This window comes from Herbaspirillum robiniae (genome assembly GCF_002213415.1).
Lineage (GTDB): Bacteria > Pseudomonadota > Gammaproteobacteria > Burkholderiales > Burkholderiaceae_D > Herbaspirillum > Herbaspirillum robiniae.
This window is the reverse complement of the sequence record NZ_NJGU01000005.1, coordinates 32,190-50,721: the sequence shown is the minus strand read 5'-3', so window position 1 is coordinate 50,721 and position 18,532 is coordinate 32,190. Positions and strand designations below refer to the sequence as shown.

Sequence of the window (18,532 nt, the reverse complement as noted above, 5' to 3'; positions counted from 1 at the left end):
ATGCCGCACGAAAATCGAAAATGGCTCACCCGGATCAGTTTTTTTATCGAGGCACCACTTTTACCCAGTAGCGGGTGAAATATTGCATACGCACCGGCATGGTCTGTTCCAGCAAGGCCAGCGTAAGGCCGGTGTCGTTGACGGGAAAGACGCCCGAGACCGGCAAGGCGGCGACGCGGGAGTCGATTTGCAGCGTGCCGCTGCGATAGCGGCCGAGCTCGGCGATGAATCGCTCCATCGGCATGCGGTCGGCCATCAGCATGCCCGAGGTCCACGCGGCGGCGGCGTCGTCGCAGGAAGACGGGGGGGCGACCTGGGTGCGGGTGAAGGTGGTCTGCATGCCGGCAGGCATCACTGTTGCGGCCGACGGCATGCCGGCGGGGCTGATTTCAACCGCCCCTTCGAACACGGCGACGCGGCTGCTGCGATCCAGCTGCTGCACGGTGAAACGGGTTCCCAGGGCGCGGATCCGGCCTTCCTCGACCGTGACCAGGAAGGGGCGCGGTTGTTGCAGGCGATCCTTGGCGGTGGTGATCATGACTTCGCCGCGCTGCAGCCTGATCCTGCGCTCCGAGGCGCTGAAGGCGACTTCGATGCGGGTATCGGTATTGAGGTTGACGCGCGAGCCGTCATCGAGAACGAGCTCCCGGCGTTCCCCCACGGCGGTGCGGTAGTGCCCGGCCGGATCGCTCCAGGGCGCCGCGCGATAAGCGATCCATGCCGCAGGGCCGATGGCCAATGCCGCCGCCAGCATCTTGATGGCCTTGCGCCGCTCAGGCGCGGAGATTTTCTTGAGCGCCACGGCGCCCGGAGGCGGCAGCGTGTTGAATTTCTCCAGCAGCACGGCGGCCTTCTCCCATGCGCGTTCATGCGCCGGACTGCGTTGCCGCCATTGCGCGAACCGGATCCGCTGGCCGGGGCCGAGCGGCCCTTCGTGCAGCTCCATGAGCCAGGTTGCGGCTTCGGTCAGGATTTCGTCGGGAATGGCGGTGTCGCCGTGCGCCGCGCCCGGTGCGATCCGTTCCACTAGAGCGCCGCCAGGCAATGGCGGAAGGCCAGCACCATGTGCCGCTTGACGGTGCTCAATGATATGTCGAGCAGGGCGCAGATATCCGCGTAGGGCAAGCCGTCGAGCTGGGCCAGCAAGAACACCTGCCTGGCCTTGGCCGGCAGGCTGTCGAGGATGCGGTCGATTTCTCCTAGCGTTTCCAGGACCACCAGGCGCTCTTCGGCCGACGGCTGGACCGGCTCCGGTATCGCCGCCAGTGCGTCCAGGTAGGCTTCTTCAAGCTTCTTGCGGCGCAGATGGCTGTTGAGGAGGCCTTTGGCGATGGTCGTGAGGTAGGCGCGCGGTTCACGCAGATCGGCAGGGAGGCGGCTGCCGAGGATGCGCAGGAACGTGTCGTGTGCGAGGTCGGCGCCAAGGTTCTTGCAGTGCAGCTTATGGCTGAGCCAGCTTGCCAGCCAGCTGTGGTGCTCGGTATAGAGCACGCCTATCTGTTGTCTCGCGTCAGCGTTGGACATGGTGGTTTCCATTTCGGACCAGCAAGCGGCAGCTCGCCTTAAATGCGAATGGTTCTCACTATATATTGGAATAATCGCGATGTGCAATATCCACGAAAAGTCATTGGACTGAATAGTGATGTCGATAAGGCAAGCCCACTGATCCGCGGTGCCCGACGCGATCAAGGCCGTGGCGCAGCGGGCGGCTTGCCGGACCTTGTTCCTGTTCCTGCACGGGCAGCTGTTGCGGATTCATATCGTCGAGCAACGGGAAGGGTGCTTCCGGCTTGACATCGGCTGTGGCGATAAATATTATGCACATGCATCGATGCATATGCATTAATTTGGATGAGCACCAATCGCAACACCAACCGGGATACTTCATGAGCAACGACATCTGCTCCTGTTCGCCGCTGCGTCGCCTGACGCGCCGGATGACGGTCATCTATGACCATCATCTGCAGCCCAACGAGCTGACCATCACGCAGTACTCGCTGATCAGCCGCATCGGCCGCAGCGGGCCGGTGGCCAACATTGAACTGGCCGCCGACATGGGCATGGACCGCAGCACGCTGAGCCGTGCGCTCAAGCCGCTCATCGGCGCCGGCTGGATCGAGACGGTCGACCTGCCGGAGGACTCGCAGCTGGACAAGCGCTCCTTCGCGCTGCAGCTGAGCAAGGCCGGTCGCAAGAAGCTCGAGCAGGCGCGTCCCAACTGGCGCCGCGCGCAGGACGAGATCGACCGCCAGCTGGGCGCGGGCCTGTCGCGCGAACTGACCGACATGATCAACGACGCCTACGCCAAATTGCAGGAAATCTGAATCCGACAGGTCCGCGCAGACGGGCCGCAATACCCAGAAGAAAAACGCACACCCACCCAATCTCTCCACCAGGCATGCAATGAACAAGCTCACCCAATCGCTCGCCAATACCGTCGCGCCGCGCTTCCACTATGCGTGGATCGTGGTCGGCGTGATCTTCCTCGTCCTGCTGTGTTCGGCAGGCATCCGCGCCACTCCCTCGGTCATGATCCTGCCGCTCGAGCAGGAATTCGGCTGGAACCGCTCCACGATCTCGGTCGTCATTTCGGTCAACATCGCGCTCTATGGCCTGATCGGCCCGTTCTCGGCCGCCGCCATGCAGCGCTTCGGCATCCGCCGCGTGGTGCTGGTGGCGCTGGCGCTGCTGGCCAGCGGCACCGCGCTGTCCACGCTGATGCACATGCCCTGGCACATGCTGCTGTCGTGGGGGCTTCTGGTCGGCGCCGGCACGGGCGTGGCCGCCAACACGCTGGGCGCGACCATCGTCAGCCGCTGGTTCGAGGCGCGCCGCGGTTTCGCCATGGGTTTGCTGACCGCCAGCGCGGCCACCGGCCAGATGGTGTTCCTGCCGCTGATGGCGTCCATGGTCGGCGCCTACGGCTGGCGCTCGGTGGCCTTCCTGGTCTCGGCCGTGGCGCTGCTGGCCATTCCCCTGGTGTGGCTGCTGCTGCCGGAGAGCCCGGCCGCCATCGGCAAGAAGATGTACGGCCAGACCGCCGACATCAAGGATGAAGGCCTGACCAAGAAGAACCCGCTGGCCATCGCCTTCGACGCGCTGCGCACGTCGGTGCGCATGCCGGACTTCTGGCTGCTGTTCGCCAGCTTCTTCGTCTGCGGCCTGTCCACCAACGGCTACATCGGCACCCAGTTCATCGCCATGTGCAACGACTACGGCATCAACGAAGTCGGCGGCGCCTCCATCCTGGCCGCCATGGGCATGCTCGACCTGGTCGGCACCACGCTGTCGGGCTGGCTGTCGGACCGCTACAACCCGCGCGTGCTGCTGTTCTGGTACTACGGCCTGCGCGGCATCGCGCTGATCTTCCTGCCGTATGCCTTCGGCCTGCAGTACTACGGCCTGGCCATCTTCGCCATCTTCTACGGGCTGGACTGGATCGCCACCGTGCCGCCCACCGTGCGCCTGGCCAACGACGTCTTCGGCCGCCTGGCCGCGCCCATCGTGTTCGGCTGGATCGTCGCCGGCCACCAGCTGGGCGCCGCCACCGCCACCACGGTCGCCGGCTACATGCGCGCCACGCTGGGCAACTACACGCTGTCGTCGATCATGATGGGCGTGGCCTGCCTGGTGGGCGCGGTGCTGGTGCTGCGCATCAAGGGCAACAAGGGCGCGCCGCTGCCGGCGGCGGCCTGAACCTTCCGATCTGCCTCACCTGGCAAAAAGCCCGGCACGTGCCGGGCTTTTTCTTTGCCCGCGCGCGGGATCGTCGCGGTCAGATTGCGGTCATAGCGGGGTCATACAAGTGCGCTCTACTTTTGACGCAGAAAAACCGCGCCATCAAGCCCCGGGCATTCCGCCCCATCGGTCCGGGGACTGTCATCCCCCCATTGCGAAGGAAAAGGAAGCATGAACATCAAACCGACCGCCTTGTCGCTTTCACTGATTGCCGCCGCCGCGCTGCTGGCCGGATGCGCCGCGCCGCAGGGCGGCTCCGCCGGCGCCCGTACGCTGGATGGCAAGCCGCCCATGATCATCGGCCACCGCGGCCTGCCGGGCCTGTATCCGGAGGAAGTCATCGCTGGCTATGAGGCGGCCATCGCCGCCGGCACCGACGCCCTGGAGATGGACCTGATGTCCTCCAGCGACGGCGTGCTGTTCGTCTGCCACAACCCCTTCCTGAGCGACACCACCGATGTGGCCAGCCATCCCGAATTCGCCTCCCGCAAGAAGGAGCGTACGGTGGACGGCGTGAAGGTGCCGGCGGACTGGTACATCAGCGACTTCACCGCCGCCGAGCTCAAGACCCTGCGCGTGAAGCAGCCCGTCGCCACCCGCAGTCACCAGTACGACGGCAAGTATCCGCTGGCCACCTTCCAGGAAGTGGTCGACCTGGCCAAGGCCACGCGTGCCGCCAACCCGGGCCGCAAGCTGCTGGTCTACCCCGAGACCAAGAATCCGATCTTCCAGCGCCTGCTGGGCGTGCCGCTGGAAGAAAAACTGCTGGCCATCATCGACAAGGAGGGCTGGAACAGCAACGACGCACCGATCATCGTGCAGTCGTTCGAACCGGAGAGCCTGAAGATGATGCGCCGCCTGGGACTGAAGACCCGGGCCGTACAACTGATGGACGGCGACGGCATCGACTTCAGGACCGGTACGCTGACCTTCGGTTCGCCCGACACCGCCAAGCCGTATTCGTGGCTGCAACACGGCGACCCGCGCACCTTCGCCGCCATGGCCACGCCACAGGGGCTGGCCGAGATCAAGACCTACGCCGACGGCATCGGGCCGTGGAAGGTCTACATCATCCCGGCCCAGGGCACCGATGCGGCGGGCAACCCGGTGAAGTCGCTGAGCCAGGCGTCCAACATGGCGCCGACCTCGCTGGTGGCCGACGCGCACCGCCTCGGTCTGTTCGTGCATCCGTTCACCTTCCGCGACGAGCCGGCGCGCCTGACGGCCACCTACAAGGGCGATCCCAAGGCCGAGTACAAGGCCTTCTTCGATGCGGGTGTGGATGGGGTGTTTACCGACTTCAGCGGCACCGGCAGGGCGGCGCTGGAGGAGTGGATGAAAGAGGGTAAGGCGAAGTAAGCCGCCCGGCGCAGCGAGCCCGGCAGCGGACCCAACATCGTCCGCTGCAGTCCCGGGCTGCGCCGTCGTCCTGAGCAAGGTCAGGGGCCGGCGTCGTTCATCGTGTCGCGAGGCACGACGCCAGCCCCCGCGCCCCGGTCTGTGCCGGGAAGAGGGGCGATGGCGTCGAGGCCGGATCGAATCGCGCTTGATGTCCGGCCGTGTTCCATGGACCTGCGCACGCGCCTCAATCCCACTTGGGCGCGAATCCCGGATTGGCCAGTCGCTCGCCGCGCTCCAGCGTGGCAATGGCGCTCATCTCCGCGTCCGACAGCCTGATCTTGACCGCTTCCAGGTTGGCCGCGAGGTTCTCGCGCCTGGTGGACGACGGAATCACCGTGAAGCCCTGTTGCAGCGACCAGGCCAGCGCCACCTGCGCGGCCGATACGCCGTGCTTGGCGGCGATCTCCAGCAGCGTCGCATCCTGCATCACCTTGCCGTAGGCCAGCGGCATGTAGGCGGTCAGGTGGATGCCGTTGGCGCGGGCGAACTCGACCACTTTACGGTTCTGCAGGAAGGGATGGATCTCGACCTGGTTGGTGGCGATCTCGGCGGCGCCGATGGCGGCGATCGCCTGCTGCATGTGGGCGACGGTGAAGTTGGAGATGCCGATTGCGCGCGCCAGGCCTTGCTGCTTTGCCTCGGCCAGCGCCTGCAGGTAGTCGGCCACCGGCAGTTCGTCGTTGGGCGAGGGCCAGTGGATCAGCGCCAAGTCGACCTGCTCCATGCGCAGTTTTTGCAGGCTCTCCTTCAGGCTGGGGATGAGCTTGTCCCGGCCCAGGTTCTCGGTCCAGACTTTGGTGGTGACGAACAGCTCATCGCGCGCGACGCCGCTGTCGGCGATGGCCTGGCCGACCTCGGCCTCGTTGCCGTAGATCTGGGCGGTGTCAATGTGGCGGTAGCCCAGCTCCAGGCCGGTAGTGACGGAGTCGATGACCTGCTGGTCCTTCAGGCGGAAGGTGCCCAGGCCGAAGGCGGGGAGGGTGTGGGTATTCATGGATGTCCTTTTCGGGTTGGCGCGGCTTGGAGTCGATAGACCCGGCCGCGGAGGATCGGTGCGATCCGCGTGCATCCGCATCGCGGAGACAGGCTTGCAGTATTGCGCAATCCCGTCTTTGCAAAAACCCGGGGTAGTGCAAAACATTCTTGATCCCGGATCAAGAATGACGAACAAGCGAGCCGCACAGGGGCAGCCCGGATGCTTGTCCTTTTGGTAACGCTACCAACGGCGATGCTAGAATGCGCGCATGCCACCGCACATCCCTCCCACCCCTCAAGAATCCCGCGCCGACAACCCCGAGGACGGCGCCGAGCCGCGCCGCCGGGGCAGTCGCAAGAGCGCCGGCGGCATCACGCTGCGCGACGTCGCGCAACTGGCCGGGGTGGCGCCGATCACCGCTTCGCGCGCGCTCAATACGCCCTCGGCGGTGTCGCCCAAGGTGCTGCAGAAGGTGAGGGATGCGGTGGAGCGCACCGGTTACGTGCCCAACCTGCTGGCCGGCGGCCTGGCGTCCAACAAGAGCCGGCTGGTGGCGGTGGTGGTGCCGACCGTGATCGGCCCGGTGTTCCAGGAGATCGTCCACACCCTGACCGAAACGCTGGCCGCGGCCGGCTACCAGGTCATGCTGGGCCAGAGCGGCTATGAGAATTCGCGCGAGGATGCGCTGCTGGAAGCCATCATCGGCCGCCGTCCCGACGGCGTGGTGCTGACCGGGATCATGCGCTCGGCCGAGGCGCGCAAGCGGCTGCTGGCCAGCGGCATACCGGTGGTCGAGACCTGGGACCTGACGCCCACGCCGATCGACATGCTGGTCGGCTTCTCGCACGAGAACATCGGCCGCGAGGTGGCGCGCTACCTGCATGCCGCCGGCCGCAAGGTGGTTGCCGTGGTGGGCGGGCGCGACGAGCGCAGCCGTCGCCGCATGGATTCCTTCGCGCAGGAGTCCGCCGCATTGGGCATGGCCGCCGGCGCCGACGTGGCGATGCATCACGTCACCGCGCCGACCACGCTGGGACAGGGCCGCAAGGGCCTGGCCGACCTGCTGGAGCGGCAGCCCGGGACCGACGCCATCTTCTGCAGCTCCGACCTGCTGGCGCTGGGCGTGATGATCGAAGCGCAGAGCCGCGGCATCCGCATTCCCGAGCAGCTCGCCGTGGTCGGTTTCGGCGACCTGGAATTTTCGCGCGACCTGCAGCCGCAGCTGACCACGGTGCGCATCGACGGCACCGGCATCGGCCAGCGCGCGGCGCGCTTCATCATCGACCGCGCCGCCGGCATCGAGGTCGCCGAGCGCATCGTCGACGTCGGCTTTTCCATCATCCGGCGCGAGAGCGCCTGAGCTTCTTTACTTTCTTTTTCCACTTTTCCACAGCGGCGTCGTTTTGCTGGCACAAGTCAGGCCGCTGTCAGGCGGCATTTGCTGCATCGCGGCATAATGGCGGATTACGCTTCATCCCTCCCGCCGTGCCATGGAAAAGATCATCGTCTGCGTCATCCCGGTCTTCCTGCTGCTCATTGCCGCGGAGTTCGCCTATGGCTACCTGCGCCGGCGCAACACCTATCGCTTCGCCGACGCCGTGAGCAGCCTGTCGCAGGGCGTGATCAGCCAGCTGGTGGCGCTGGTGACGCAGTTGTTCCAGGTAGGGTTGTATTCGATCGCCTATCGCGCCTTCGCCGTCTTTCCGGCGGCGCGTTTCTGGCAGGGGGCGCTGGGCTGGATCGCGGCCATCGTGATGTTCGACTTCTTCGACTACTGGCTGCATCGCTTCGGCCATGAGAACGCGCTGGGCTGGGCCGCGCATGCGGTGCATCACCAGAGCCAGGATTTCAACTTGTCCACAGCGCTGCGCCAGGAGAGCACCGTGGCTTTGCTGGGCTGGATCTTCTACCTGCCGATGGCCATTCTCGGCGTGGAGCCCGAACAGTTCGGCATCGCCGGGCTGGTGGTGCTGGTCTACCAGTTCTGGATCCACACCGAGCACATCGGCAAGCTGGGCTGGTTCGACCGCGTGTTTTCCTCGCCCTCCAACCACCGCGTGCACCATGCGGTGAACGACCAGTATCTCGACAAGAACTACGGCGGCATGCTGGTCATCTGGGATCGCATGTTCGGCACCTTTGCCGAAGAAAAGGAAGCCGTGGTCTACGGCACCCGCACCCCGTTGAACAGCTGGGATCCGCTGTGGGCGATTTTTTCCGGCTACTGGCAGCTGGCGCATGCGGCCGCGCAGATGCCGCGTTGGCAGGACCGCCTGAAGATCTGGTTCAAGCCGCCGGGCTGGCGTCCGGCGGGCATGGCGCCCTATCCCCCGTTCGACCTGGATGCCGCGCGACGCCGCTACGACGTGCAGCTGCCGCGCACGGCCAATGTGCTGGCGGCGCTGCAGTTCCTGCTGCTGCTGATGGCGGCCTCGGCCTTGCTGTGGATCGCCGACGAACAGTCCTACCTGCGCCTGCTGGTCGCCAGCGCCGCGTTGCTGGCCGGTTTCTGGGCGCTGGGCGCCTTCATGCAGCGCCGGCTGGGCGGGGCGCTGGTGCTGGCCATCGACCTGGCGGCCGCGACAGTGGCGGCTTACGCGCTGATCTGACCCGGCGCGGCGGTCTGCCGCAGCCTTGCCGGGTTTCCTTCTCCTGATCTCGATGCTGAAAATCAACTATTGACACTTAAAATTGGTACCGCTACCATCATCAAAAATCGATTTGGTACCGCTACCAAATTACCGGCGAAAAGATTCACGCCGAACGACAGAGACCGGCGGCCTGCGTCCATCGGGGCGGCCGCAGACAGCACATAACGCAAGCACAGGAGCACAGCGATGAGCAGCACCCAGACCGCAACCCAGGCCCAGATCGCCAGAGGCGCCCCCAGGATCACCGACATGCGCGTGATCCCGGTGGCCGGACATGACAGCATGCTGCTCAACCTCTCCGGCGCGCACGGGCCTTACTTCACCCGCAACATCGTCATCCTCACCGACAGCGCCGGCAACACCGGCGTGGGCGAAGTGCCGGGCGGCGAGGGCATTCGCCAGACGCTGGAAGACGCGCGCAGCCTGGTGCTGGGCCAGTCGGTGGGCAACTGGCAGGCGGTCCTGAACCGGGCGCGCGTGGCCTTCGCCGGGCGCGACGCCGGCGGTCGCGGCCTGCAGACCTTCGACCTGCGCATCGCCGTGCACGCGGTGACCGCGCTGGAGGCGGCGCTGCTGGATCTGCTGGGCAAGTTCCTGGAAGTGCCGGTGGCGGCCTTGCTCGGCGAAGGGCAACAGCGCGACGAAGTAGAGATGCTGGGCTACCTGTTCTACGTCGCCGACCGCAAGCAGACCGACCTGCCGTACAGCGGCGCCGAAGGCGAGGCCGACGACTGGCTGCGCCTGCGCCATGAGGCGGCGCTGACGCCGGAGGCGATCGTCAAATTGGCCGAGGCGGCCTACCAGCGCTATGGCTTCAACGACTTCAAGCTGAAAGGCGGCGTCATGCGCGGCGAGGAGGAAATCGCCGCCGTCACCGCGCTGGCCGAGCGCTTCCCCAAGGCGCGCATCACGCTGGACCCCAACGGCGGCTGGCTGCTCAAGGACGCGATACGCCTGTGCCGCGACCAGCACGACGTGCTGGCCTATGCCGAAGACCCCTGCGGCGCGGAGGAGGGCTACTCCGGGCGCGAAGTGATGGCGGAGTTCCGCCGCGCCACCGGGCTGCAGACCGCCACCAACATGATCGCCACCGACTGGCGCCAGATGGGCCATGCGATCTCGCTGCAATCGGTCGACATCCCGCTGGCCGACCCGCACTTCTGGACCATGCAAGGCTCGGTGCGGGTGGCGCAGATGTGCAACGACTGGGGCCTGACCTGGGGTTCGCACTCCAACAACCACTTCGACATCTCGCTGGCGATGTTCACCCACGTGGCCGCGGCCGCGCCGGGAAAGATCACCGCCATCGACACCCACTGGATCTGGCAGGACGGCCAGCGCCTGACCAGGGATCCGCTGCAGATCGTGGCTGGCCGCGTCAAGGTACCGGCCAAGCCGGGCCTGGGCATCGACGTCGACATGGCGCAGATCGAGGCGGCGCACCAGACCTACCGCAACATGGGCCTGGGCGCGCGCGACGACGCGGTGGCCATGCAGTACCTGATCCCGGGCTGGAAGTTCGACAACAAGAAACCCTGCCTGGTGCGCTGAGCGCCGCAAGAGCGCGGAAGGCGGCAAACGCGGGCAGAAAACGCAGGCAGCAGAAAAAAGCAGCAATCAAGACGCCGCAACAAAGCGGCGGCAATAAAAGAAGCAAGAGCGCAAGGCAAGGCGCGCCGGTTCCGGAGGCAGGGCATCCGGTGGCCGTCGCGCACCCACGCGCCGCAGGCATCGACGGTCTTTCCATCAAACCGCAGCACCGAGTCCTGAAGAGGAGACAAACTCGTGAATTCTTCCGCAACGCCGTCCGCATCCAGCGGACCGGCAGACATGACGCTCACCTCCGCCGTGAGCAAGATCAAGTGGCGCATCCTGCCGCTGTTCGTGGTGATGTTCATCGTCAACTACATCGACCGCGTCAACATCGGCTTCGTGCGCACCCACCTGGCCGCCGACCTTGGCATCGGCGCGGCGGCCTTCGGGCTGGGCGCCGGTTTGTTCTTCGTCGGCTACGCCGTGTTCGAGGTGCCGTCCAACATGCTGCTGCAGCGCTACGGCGCCAAGGCCTGGCTGACCCGCATCATGTTCACCTGGGGCCTGGTCGCTGCCTGCATGGCCTTCGTGCAGAACGAGGCCAGCTTCTATTTCATGCGCCTGTTGCTGGGCGTGGCCGAGGCCGGTTTCTTCCCCGGCGTGGTGTACTACTTCACCCAATGGCTGCCCAACCATGAGCGCGGCCGCGCGATGGCGGTGTTCCTGTCGGGCTCGGCGATCGCCTCCATCCTGTCCGGGCCGATCACCGGCGCCTTGCTGCTGGTGGAAGGCGGCGGGATGCACGGCTGGCAATGGATGTTTCTGATCGAGGGCGGCTTCTCGATGGCGCTGTGCTTCGTGGTCTGGTTCCTGCTGGACTCCACCCCGCGCGACGCCAAGTGGCTTTCCAACGAGGAGCGCGCCGCCGTCGCCGCCGTGATCGCCGCCGAGCAGGAGCAGCGCGCGGCCAGCCGCCCGGCGCACGTGTCGGCGTTCACGCTGCTGAAGGATCCGCAGATCGTGCTGTTCTGCTTCATCTACTTCGCCATCCAGCTGACCATCTACGGCGCCACGTTCTGGCTGCCCACCATCATCAAGAAGATGGGGCATTTCAACGACTTCCAGGTCGGCCTGTTCAACTCCATTCCGTGGATCGTGTCGATTGCGGCGATGTATGTGTTCGCCGTGCTGGCCGCGCGCTTCAAGAAGCAGCAGTTCTGGGTGGCGTTGACGCTGGTGATCTCGGCCATCGGCATGGCAGTCTCGGCGCAGAGCGGGCCGGTGGTCGGCTTCGTCGCGGTGTGCTTCGCCGGCATCGGTTTCAAGGCGGCCTCGTCGCTGTTCTGGCCGATCCCGCAGGGCTACCTCGATGCGCGCATCGCCGCGGCCGTGCTGGCGCTGATCAATTCGCTGGGCAACCTGGGTGGTTTCTTCGCGCCGGCCACCTTCGGCTACCTGGAGCAGAAGACTGGCTCCATCCAGGGCGGGCTGTACGCGCTGTCGGCGGCCTCGATCCTGGCGGCGGTGCTGGTGTTCCTGGCGCGCACCCGTCCGGCGGCGCAGGACGGCAGCGGCTCGGTGGGCGGCAAGCCGGCCGCGCCCGGCGACGCCAAGGCCAGGCTGAACCAGCCGGCCTGAGGTCCGGCGCCCACGCAGTTTTTTCTCCGCGGTCTCCTCCGCGTTCGCGCCCCGCGCGTTTCGTCTCCGGACGGGCGCCGGGGCGCATTTTATTCTGGCGCGCCGTCCCCATCTTCATTGCATGCCCGCGCACCGTTTTGTACAAGCGGGAGCGCGGCGCCAACCCTATAATGGCGTCCTGCGGCCGACCCCGGCATGAGTCGGATTGTCGCGCGGCAAGAACGATGGCGGATATGCAATGGAAACCCTGTACCACCTGATCGAGCAATACGGCCTGCTGCTGGTCTTCGTCAACGTGCTGGTCGAGCAGCTCGGCGCGCCCGTGCCGGCCTATCCGACGCTGATCATCACAGGCGCGCTGGCGCAGACCGGGCTCTATTCGCCGGCCGTGCTGCTGTTGCTGGCGGTGGTGGCGGCGCTGATGGCCGACTACACCTGGTATCTCGCCGGGCGTCGTTACGGCCGCCAGATCATGTCGCGGCTGTGCCGCATTTCCCTGTCTCCCGACTCCTGCGTGCGCCAGACCGAATCGATCTACCTGCGCTGGGGCGCGCGCTCGCTGCTGGTGGCCAAGTTCATTCCCGGGTTTGCGTCGATTGCCAGCGCGCTGTCGGGCACCATGGGCACGCGCCGCACCAGCTTCCTGCTGTGGGACGCGGCCGGCAGCGCGTTGTGGGCCGGTCTGGGGATTTTCCTCGGTTCGCTGTTCAGCTCGGCAGTGGACGACCTGCTGAACGTGCTGGCGCAGCTCGGCCATTACGGCATGCTGCTGATCGCGGTGGCGCTGGCGGCGTTCGTCGCTAACAAGTGGTGGCAGCGCCGGCGTTTCCGCAAGTCGCTGGAGATGGCGCGCATCTCGGTGGATGAGTTGAACAACATGCTGGAACAGGGCATCGCGCCCACCATCATCGACGTGCGCTCGCCGCTGTCGCAAAAGGATGGCCGCATCCCCGGCGCGGTGACGATCTCCAACCAGGAGATCCAGACCTTCGTCTTCGAGGGCCCGGTCGAGGGCGAGGTGGTGGTCTACTGCGCCTGTCCCAACGAGGCCTCGGCCGCCATGGTCGCGCGCCAGCTGATGCGGCGCGGCTACCAGAAGGTGCGCCCGCTCACCGGTGGCATCGACGCCTGGCGCGCCGCGGGTTACGCGATCGACGTCTGAATCGAGGTCTGGATGGCGGTACCCTGGCGGATGGTCTTGGTGACCGGGGTCTTTTCGCAGATTTCCGCCAGGCGGGTCAGTTGCTCCTGGCTCAGCGCATTGCCGAAGCTGATCTTGCGGGTGATGGTTTCCAGCCCGCTGTCGTCGCGGCCGAAATGCGCATCCACCGCAATGCTCCCCAACTCCCATCCCTTGCGGTCGGCGTACATGCGCAGCGTCAGCGAGGTGCATGAGGCCAGCGCGGCCAGCAGCAGTTCGTAGGGCGCGGGGCCGGTGTCCTGGCCGCCGTTGCTCTCGGGTTCGTCGGACTTCAGCTGGTGGATGCGCGCCTTGATGTCCTGGGCGTAGCCGGCGGCGTTGTGCAGGGTGACGTGGGCCATGTCGGTTCTCCGTGGTCTGTGCGTGGGATGGATGAATCAGCCCCGATTGTGGCAGATCGCGCGCCGCCGCGTCACTATCCGTCCGGATACCCCGGGCGGCTTTTCGTCGCTGCGCATGCGGGCGCTGATGTCGGCACTTGTGTTGCCGCTTATGCCGCCTATGCCGCTTATGTCGCCTACACCAGCGCCCGCACCGAGTTCGAGATCGAGCGCGCGCACTCCAGCACCAGCGGTCCCAGTTTCTTCTCCGCCTCTTCCAGCGTCCAGCGGCTGGTCGGCGCCACCACGTGCACCGAGGCCACCGGCGTGCGCTCGCTGTTGAAGATGGGCGAGGCCACCGTCATGTCGCCCAGGAACAGTTCCTCCTTGTTGCTGGCGAAGCCGCGTTCGCGCGCCGCCTCCAGCACCTGCATGATCTCGTCGATGCCGGTGCGCGTGTGCGGCGTGCGCACGGTGCGCTCGCTGGCGGCGAGGATCTCCTGCGCCCGGCCGCGCTCCAGCGCCGACAGGTAGGCCCGCCCGGACGCCGTGCAGTACATCGGGATGCGGCTGCCGATGGGCATGTGGATGGGAATGAACTTGCTGGCCACGAAACGCGCCACGTAGACCATCTCGCGGTCGTAGGGCTCGGTCAGGTTGACGGTCTCGCCGGTGATGTTGGCCAGCTCCGAGAGGAAGGGGTTGGCCACGTCCACCAGGATGTCGGCCGACAGGTAGCTGTAGCCGACTTCCATCACCTTGGGCGTGAGCTGGTAGCGCCGCGTCTTCGGATGCTTGCAGACATAGCCCAGCGCCTCCAGCGTGTAGACCATGCGCTGCGCCGAGCTCTTGGACATCGCGGTGGCCTCGGCCACATCGCCCAGGGTCATGGTGCGGCGCTGGGCGTTGAAGGCGCGCAGCACGGCCAGGCCTTTTTCCAGCGACTGGTTGAACAGCGGATCGGCCGCGTTGGTTTCGCCGGGCTGGTTCATGGGCCTTGCCTCCTCGTTTGTCGAATGCGCTGATTGTAGCAAAATTCTGATTTTCGTATCGAATATCGATACATAAATATCTATTGACGATACGATCAATTCAAATATACTTATTCGTAAGCGAAATATTGATATTCATGCATCCGTAGTCTGCTGTTCCCAGTTGTTGCAGCTTCAGTTCCAGCAATACTCCCGGCCCCGGCCATACCGGGCACGCCGGTCGGGGGAGCGTCCAGTTCGTCGCAGCACCGGCCGGTCGTCCTGACCGGCTCCAGCAGTCCGCATCCCCTCACCACGGCGCGCATCGCGCCGCCTGGCGCAGGGACTTCCAACCGTACCGATCCGCCGGGATCTCACGCAAAAAAGGGGAGTTGTATGAAACCGTTCCATCGCTTCGGCCTGTTCAGGCACCTGCTGGGCGCGCTGGCCTGCGCCGCCGCCTTCAGCGCGCCGGCTTCGGCCCAGAGCAGCTACACCGTCGGCGCCACTTCCACCGGCGTGCCGTTCACCTTCCTCGATATCAAGACCAACAAGCTGCAGGGCATGATGGTCGACACCGTCACCGCCGTGGGCAGCAAGGCCGGCTTCTCGGTCAATATCCAGCAGACGCCGTTCGCCGCGCTGATCCCGTCGCTGACCGGCAGCAAGATCGACATCATCGCCGCCGCCATGTTGAAGACCGAGGCGCGCGCCCAGATCGTCGACTTCAGCGACCCGGTGTATTCCTATGGCGAGGGCCTGTTCGTCAACGCCCAGGACCAGAAGAGCTACAAGACCCTGGACGACCTGAAGGGCGAGATCGTCGGCGCCCAGGTCGGCACGGTGTTCGTCGACGCGCTCAACAAGAAGGGCGGCTTCAAGGAAGTGAAGACCTACGACTCGGTGTCCGACATGATGCGCGACGTCGGCCTGGGCCGCATCAAGGCCGGCTTCGGCGACCGTCCCATCGTCGCCTACCAGCTCTCGCAGGGCGCCAATCCACAGGTGCGCCTGGTCAAGGAATACCAATCCACGCTCATGGGCGACGTCTGCCTGGTGGTGCGCAAGGGCGACGCCAAGTTGATGGAGCGCCTCAACAAGGCCATCGCCGAACTCAAGGCCGACGGCACGCTGGCGCGTATCGTCGAGCAGTGGAAGCTCAACTGAGCTGACGCGGGCACCGCCGGCCAGCGCCGGCGCGGCCCGTGCCGCCTGATTTTCCGTCCATGACCGATGCCATTCCTGCGGCGCGCAAGCGCGCGCGGCGGGACGCTTGCATCCTTCGCCCTTCCCAGTCACCCACCCGTTCGAGCGCACCGCCATGTTTTCACAGACCGTGCTGGACTTCCTGCCCATCCTCCTCAAGGGAGCGCTGGTCACCGTCGAAGTCACGATTTACTCCTTCCTGCTCAGTTCCGTCATCGGCCTGGTGCTGGCGCTGATGAAGGTGTCGCGCTTGAAGCCGGTAGCGCTGGCCGGCGCCACCATCGTCAACATCATCCGCGGCCTGCCCATCATCGTGCAGCTGTTCTACATCTACTTCGTGCTGCCGGACATGGGCATCCAGCTCTCGGCCTTCCAGGCCGGCGTGATCGGGCTGGGCATCGCCTACTCGGCCTACCAGGCGGAAAACTTCCGCGCCGGCATCGAGGCGGTGGACGTGGGCCAGATCGAGGCCGCGCAGTCGATCGGCATGCGCGGCCCGATGATCATGCGCCGCGTGGTGCTGCCGCAGGCTTTCCGCATCGCGCTGCCGCCCTACGGCAACACGCTGGTGATGATGCTCAAGGACTCCTCGTTGGTGTCCACCATCACCGTGCTGGAGATGACGCGCGCGGGGCAGATGATCGCGTCCTCCACCTTCCAGAACATGACCGTCTACACCATGGTCGCGGTGCTGTACCTGCTGCTGTCGCTGCCGCTGGTGTTCGTCATCCGCCGTCTTGAAATCCGCACCGGAAAGGGCCGGGCCAAATGATAGAAGTCAAACGCATATCCAAGCGCTTCGGCCAGAACGAAGTGCTCAGGGACGTCTCGCTGTCGGTGGCCGACGGCGAGGTGGTGTGCCTGATCGGCCCCTCGGGCTCGGGCAAGTCGACCGTCCTGCGCTGCATCAACGGACTGGAGTCCTACGAGAGCGGCGACATCCTGATCGACGGCCAGCGCGTCGACCGCGAGCGGGGCGACATCCACAAGCTGCGCACCCGGGTGGGCATGGTGTTCCAGCGCTTCAACCTGTTCCCGCACCGCACCGTGCTGGAGAACGTGACCGAGGGCCCGATGTTCGTCAACAAGGTGCCGCGCGAAGAGGCGCGCGCCCAGGCCGTCGCGCTGCTGGAAAAGGTCGGGCTGGGGCAGCGCTGCGACGCCTATCCCAGCCAGCTTTCCGGCGGCCAGCAGCAGCGGGTGGCGATCGCGCGTTCGCTGGCGATGAAGCCCGAGGCGATCCTGTTCGACGAGCCCACGTCGGCGCTCGACCCCGAGCTGGTCGGCGAAGTGCTGGCGGTGATGCGCACGCTGGCCGCCGACGGCATGACCATGATCGTGGTCACGCATGAGATGGGTTTTGCGAAGGAGGTGGCCGACCGCGTGTGCTTCCTGCACAGCGGCAGCATCGTCGAGGAAGGGCCGGCCCGGCAGGTGCTGTCCGAGCCGCAGCATGCGCGCACGCAGGATTTCCTGCGCCGCGTGATCGGCAAGTGAGGGGCCGCCATGGATAAACAACTGCAGGCATGGCCGCCCTCGCTGTGGGCCGCCACCGGCGGCGCCGCGGTCGATGCGCCGCCGCTGATGCAATCCACGCGCTGCGACGTGGCCATCGTCGGTGCCGGCTATACCGGGCTGTCCACCGCGCTGCATCTGGCCGAGTCCGGCGTGTCGGTATGCGTGGTGGACGCCGCCGAACCCGGCTGGGGCGCCTCCGGGCGCAACGGCGGACAGGTCATCCCCGGCCTCAAGTACGACCCCGACCAGCTGCGCGTGATGTTCGGCACCACCGTGGCCGATCCGCTGATCGCGGCCATCGGCTCGGCCGCCGATACCGTGTTCGAGCTGATCCGGCGCCACGGCATCGAGTGCGATGCGCTGCGCAACGGCTGGATACAGCCCACCCACTCGGACAAGACCATGCGCGCGCTGGAGAAGCGCGCCCGCCAGTGGCAGGCCGAGGGCGCTCACGCGCAACTGATGGACGGCGCCGAAGTGGCGCGCCACATCGGCACCCAGGCCTACGTGGGCGGCTGGAAGGATCATCGCGCCGGCAGCATCCATCCGTTGAAATACTGCCGTGGCCTGGCGCGCGCGGCGCAAGGGCTGGGCGTGGCCATCCACGGCGGCACGCGCGTGGCCAGGCTGGAGCGCCGCGAGGGCGGCTGGCGCCTGCATACGGCCGGCGGCGCGCACATCGACGCCGGGCGCGTGGTGATCGCCACCAACGGCTATACCGACGACCTCTGGCCGCGGCTGCGGCAATCGGTGATCGCCGCCAACAGCTTCATCGTGGCGACCAGGCCGCTGCCGGAGGCGCTGGGGGCGAGTATTTTGCCGGGCCGCGAAGTGGCGTCCGACTCGCGGCGGCTGCTGCTCTACTACCGGCGCGATGCGCAGGGGCGGCTGCTGATGGGCGGGCGCGGGCCCTTCGCCGACCCGGGCGGCGCACAGGATTTTTCCCATCTCGAACGGTCGGTGGAGTTGCTGTTCCCGCAGCTCAAGGGCGTGGAGTATGAATACCGCTGGGCCGGTCGCGTGGCCATCACGCGCGACTTCCTGCCGCATGTGCACGAGCCGGCGCCGGGCCTGACCATCGCGCTGGGCTACAACGGGCGCGGCATCGCCATGTCCAGCACCATAGGGCGCTGCCTGGCGCAACGCCTGTGCGGCCAGGCCGGTACGCATTTCCCGTTCCCGGTCAGCACCATTCACCCGATTCCCTTCCACGGACTGCAGCGCTTCTACATCGCCGCCGGGGTGGCCTGGTACAGCGTGCTGGACCGGCTGTCATAAGGCGGGGCAAGGCGGGGCCGGGCGGGCAAGGGGCATACAGGCCGGCCGCGCGTCCCGCCCGGCGAGGAAAGGCGTAAATCATTTCCCGCCGGGCCGCTGCG

The 18,532-nt window shown here is 66.2% G+C and carries 17 protein-coding genes; 12 read left to right on the top strand and 5 right to left on the bottom strand.

From position 1 onward, the window contains the following. Nucleotides 1–43: 43 nt before the first annotated feature. Both CEJ42_RS09610 and CEJ42_RS09605 read right to left on the bottom strand, forming a co-directional pair. Entirely contained in the window at nt 44–1,027 is a 984-nt protein-coding gene (locus tag CEJ42_RS09610; RefSeq protein ID WP_243397835.1) for a FecR domain-containing protein, read from the bottom strand. Next, entirely contained in the window at nt 1,027–1,536 is a 510-nt protein-coding gene (locus CEJ42_RS09605) for a sigma-70 family RNA polymerase sigma factor (protein ID WP_088750814.1), read from the bottom strand. The genes CEJ42_RS09610 and CEJ42_RS09605 overlap by 1 nt, the downstream gene beginning before the upstream one ends. Nucleotides 1,537–1,886: 350 nt before the next feature. Between CEJ42_RS09605 and CEJ42_RS09600 the strand changes: the two genes are divergently transcribed. The 3 genes from CEJ42_RS09600 to CEJ42_RS09590 all read left to right on the top strand — a co-directional run bounded on the left by CEJ42_RS09600 (nt 1,887) and on the right by CEJ42_RS09590 (nt 5,097). Continuing rightward, nucleotides 1,887–2,324 carry a MarR family winged helix-turn-helix transcriptional regulator gene (locus CEJ42_RS09600; protein ID WP_088750812.1) on the top strand — a complete coding sequence of 146 codons (438 nt, stop codon included), beginning with the start codon at nt 1,887–1,889 and terminating at the stop codon, nt 2,322–2,324. A gap of 79 nt (nt 2,325–2,403) precedes the next feature. Next, on the top strand, nt 2,404–3,696 hold the full coding sequence (locus CEJ42_RS09595; protein WP_088750811.1) for an MFS transporter: 1,293 nt from the start codon (nt 2,404–2,406) through the stop codon (nt 3,694–3,696). Between the two features lie 213 nt (nt 3,697–3,909). After that, nucleotides 3,910–5,097 carry a glycerophosphodiester phosphodiesterase family protein gene (locus CEJ42_RS09590; RefSeq protein ID WP_088750809.1) on the top strand — a complete coding sequence of 396 codons (1,188 nt, stop codon included), beginning with the start codon at nt 3,910–3,912 and terminating at the stop codon, nt 5,095–5,097. Nucleotides 5,098–5,323: 226 nt separating this feature from the next. Here the strand turns inward: CEJ42_RS09590 and dkgB are convergent, their stop codons facing one another. Further along, the gene (dkgB, locus tag CEJ42_RS09585; RefSeq protein WP_079216247.1) at nt 5,324–6,133 is read right to left on the bottom strand and encodes a 2,5-didehydrogluconate reductase DkgB; all 810 of its coding nucleotides are present in this window, start codon (nt 6,131–6,133) and stop codon (nt 5,324–5,326) included. 250 nt (nt 6,134–6,383) lie between these two features. Between dkgB and CEJ42_RS09580 the strand changes: the two genes are divergently transcribed. The 5 genes from CEJ42_RS09580 (at nt 6,384) to CEJ42_RS09560 (ending at nt 13,099) form a co-directional block, all read left to right on the top strand. Beyond that, nucleotides 6,384–7,475 carry a LacI family DNA-binding transcriptional regulator gene (locus CEJ42_RS09580; protein ID WP_088750807.1) on the top strand — a complete coding sequence of 364 codons (1,092 nt, stop codon included), beginning with the start codon at nt 6,384–6,386 and terminating at the stop codon, nt 7,473–7,475. Between the two features lie 130 nt (nt 7,476–7,605). Beyond that, nucleotides 7,606–8,724, top strand: coding sequence for a sterol desaturase family protein (locus CEJ42_RS09575; protein WP_088750805.1), 1,119 nt, complete (start codon nt 7,606–7,608; stop codon nt 8,722–8,724). Between the two features lie 228 nt (nt 8,725–8,952). Then, on the top strand, nt 8,953–10,317 hold the full coding sequence (gudD, locus tag CEJ42_RS09570; RefSeq protein ID WP_088750803.1) for a glucarate dehydratase: 1,365 nt from the start codon (nt 8,953–8,955) through the stop codon (nt 10,315–10,317). A gap of 279 nt (nt 10,318–10,596) precedes the next feature. After that, a complete protein-coding gene (locus CEJ42_RS09565; RefSeq protein WP_088750801.1) occupies nt 10,597–11,937 on the top strand; it encodes an MFS transporter in 1,341 nt (446 codons plus the stop codon). A 238-nt stretch (nt 11,938–12,175) separates the two neighbouring features. Continuing rightward, nucleotides 12,176–13,099: a DedA family protein/thiosulfate sulfurtransferase GlpE gene (locus CEJ42_RS09560; protein ID WP_088751148.1), complete on the top strand. Its 924-nt coding sequence runs from the start codon at nt 12,176–12,178 to the stop codon at nt 13,097–13,099. Here the strand turns inward: CEJ42_RS09560 and CEJ42_RS09555 are convergent. Beyond that, nucleotides 13,081–13,479 carry an OsmC family protein gene (locus CEJ42_RS09555; protein WP_088750799.1) on the bottom strand — a complete coding sequence of 133 codons (399 nt, stop codon included), beginning with the start codon at nt 13,477–13,479 and terminating at the stop codon, nt 13,081–13,083. The genes CEJ42_RS09560 and CEJ42_RS09555 overlap by 19 nt on opposite strands. 176 nt (nt 13,480–13,655) lie before the next feature. Continuing rightward, nucleotides 13,656–14,450 carry an IclR family transcriptional regulator gene (locus tag CEJ42_RS09550; RefSeq protein WP_079216233.1) on the bottom strand — a complete coding sequence of 265 codons (795 nt, stop codon included), beginning with the start codon at nt 14,448–14,450 and terminating at the stop codon, nt 13,656–13,658. 375 nt (nt 14,451–14,825) lie between these two features. Here CEJ42_RS09550 and CEJ42_RS09545 point away from each other — a divergent pair, with 375 nt between their 5' ends. The 4 genes from CEJ42_RS09545 (at nt 14,826) to CEJ42_RS09530 (ending at nt 18,431) form a co-directional block, all read left to right on the top strand. Then, on the top strand, nt 14,826–15,596 hold the full coding sequence (locus CEJ42_RS09545) for an ABC transporter substrate-binding protein (RefSeq protein ID WP_079216231.1): 771 nt from the start codon (nt 14,826–14,828) through the stop codon (nt 15,594–15,596). Nucleotides 15,597–15,750: 154 nt separating this feature from the next. After that, a complete protein-coding gene (locus CEJ42_RS09540) occupies nt 15,751–16,407 on the top strand; it encodes an amino acid ABC transporter permease (protein ID WP_088751147.1) in 657 nt (218 codons plus the stop codon). Beyond that, on the top strand, nt 16,404–17,132 hold the full coding sequence (locus tag CEJ42_RS09535; protein ID WP_079216229.1) for an amino acid ABC transporter ATP-binding protein: 729 nt from the start codon (nt 16,404–16,406) through the stop codon (nt 17,130–17,132). The genes CEJ42_RS09540 and CEJ42_RS09535 overlap by 4 nt, the downstream gene beginning before the upstream one ends. Before the next feature lie 9 nt (nt 17,133–17,141). After that, a complete protein-coding gene (locus CEJ42_RS09530; protein WP_088750798.1) occupies nt 17,142–18,431 on the top strand; it encodes an NAD(P)/FAD-dependent oxidoreductase in 1,290 nt (429 codons plus the stop codon). Nucleotides 18,432–18,532: the final 101 nt, after the last annotated feature.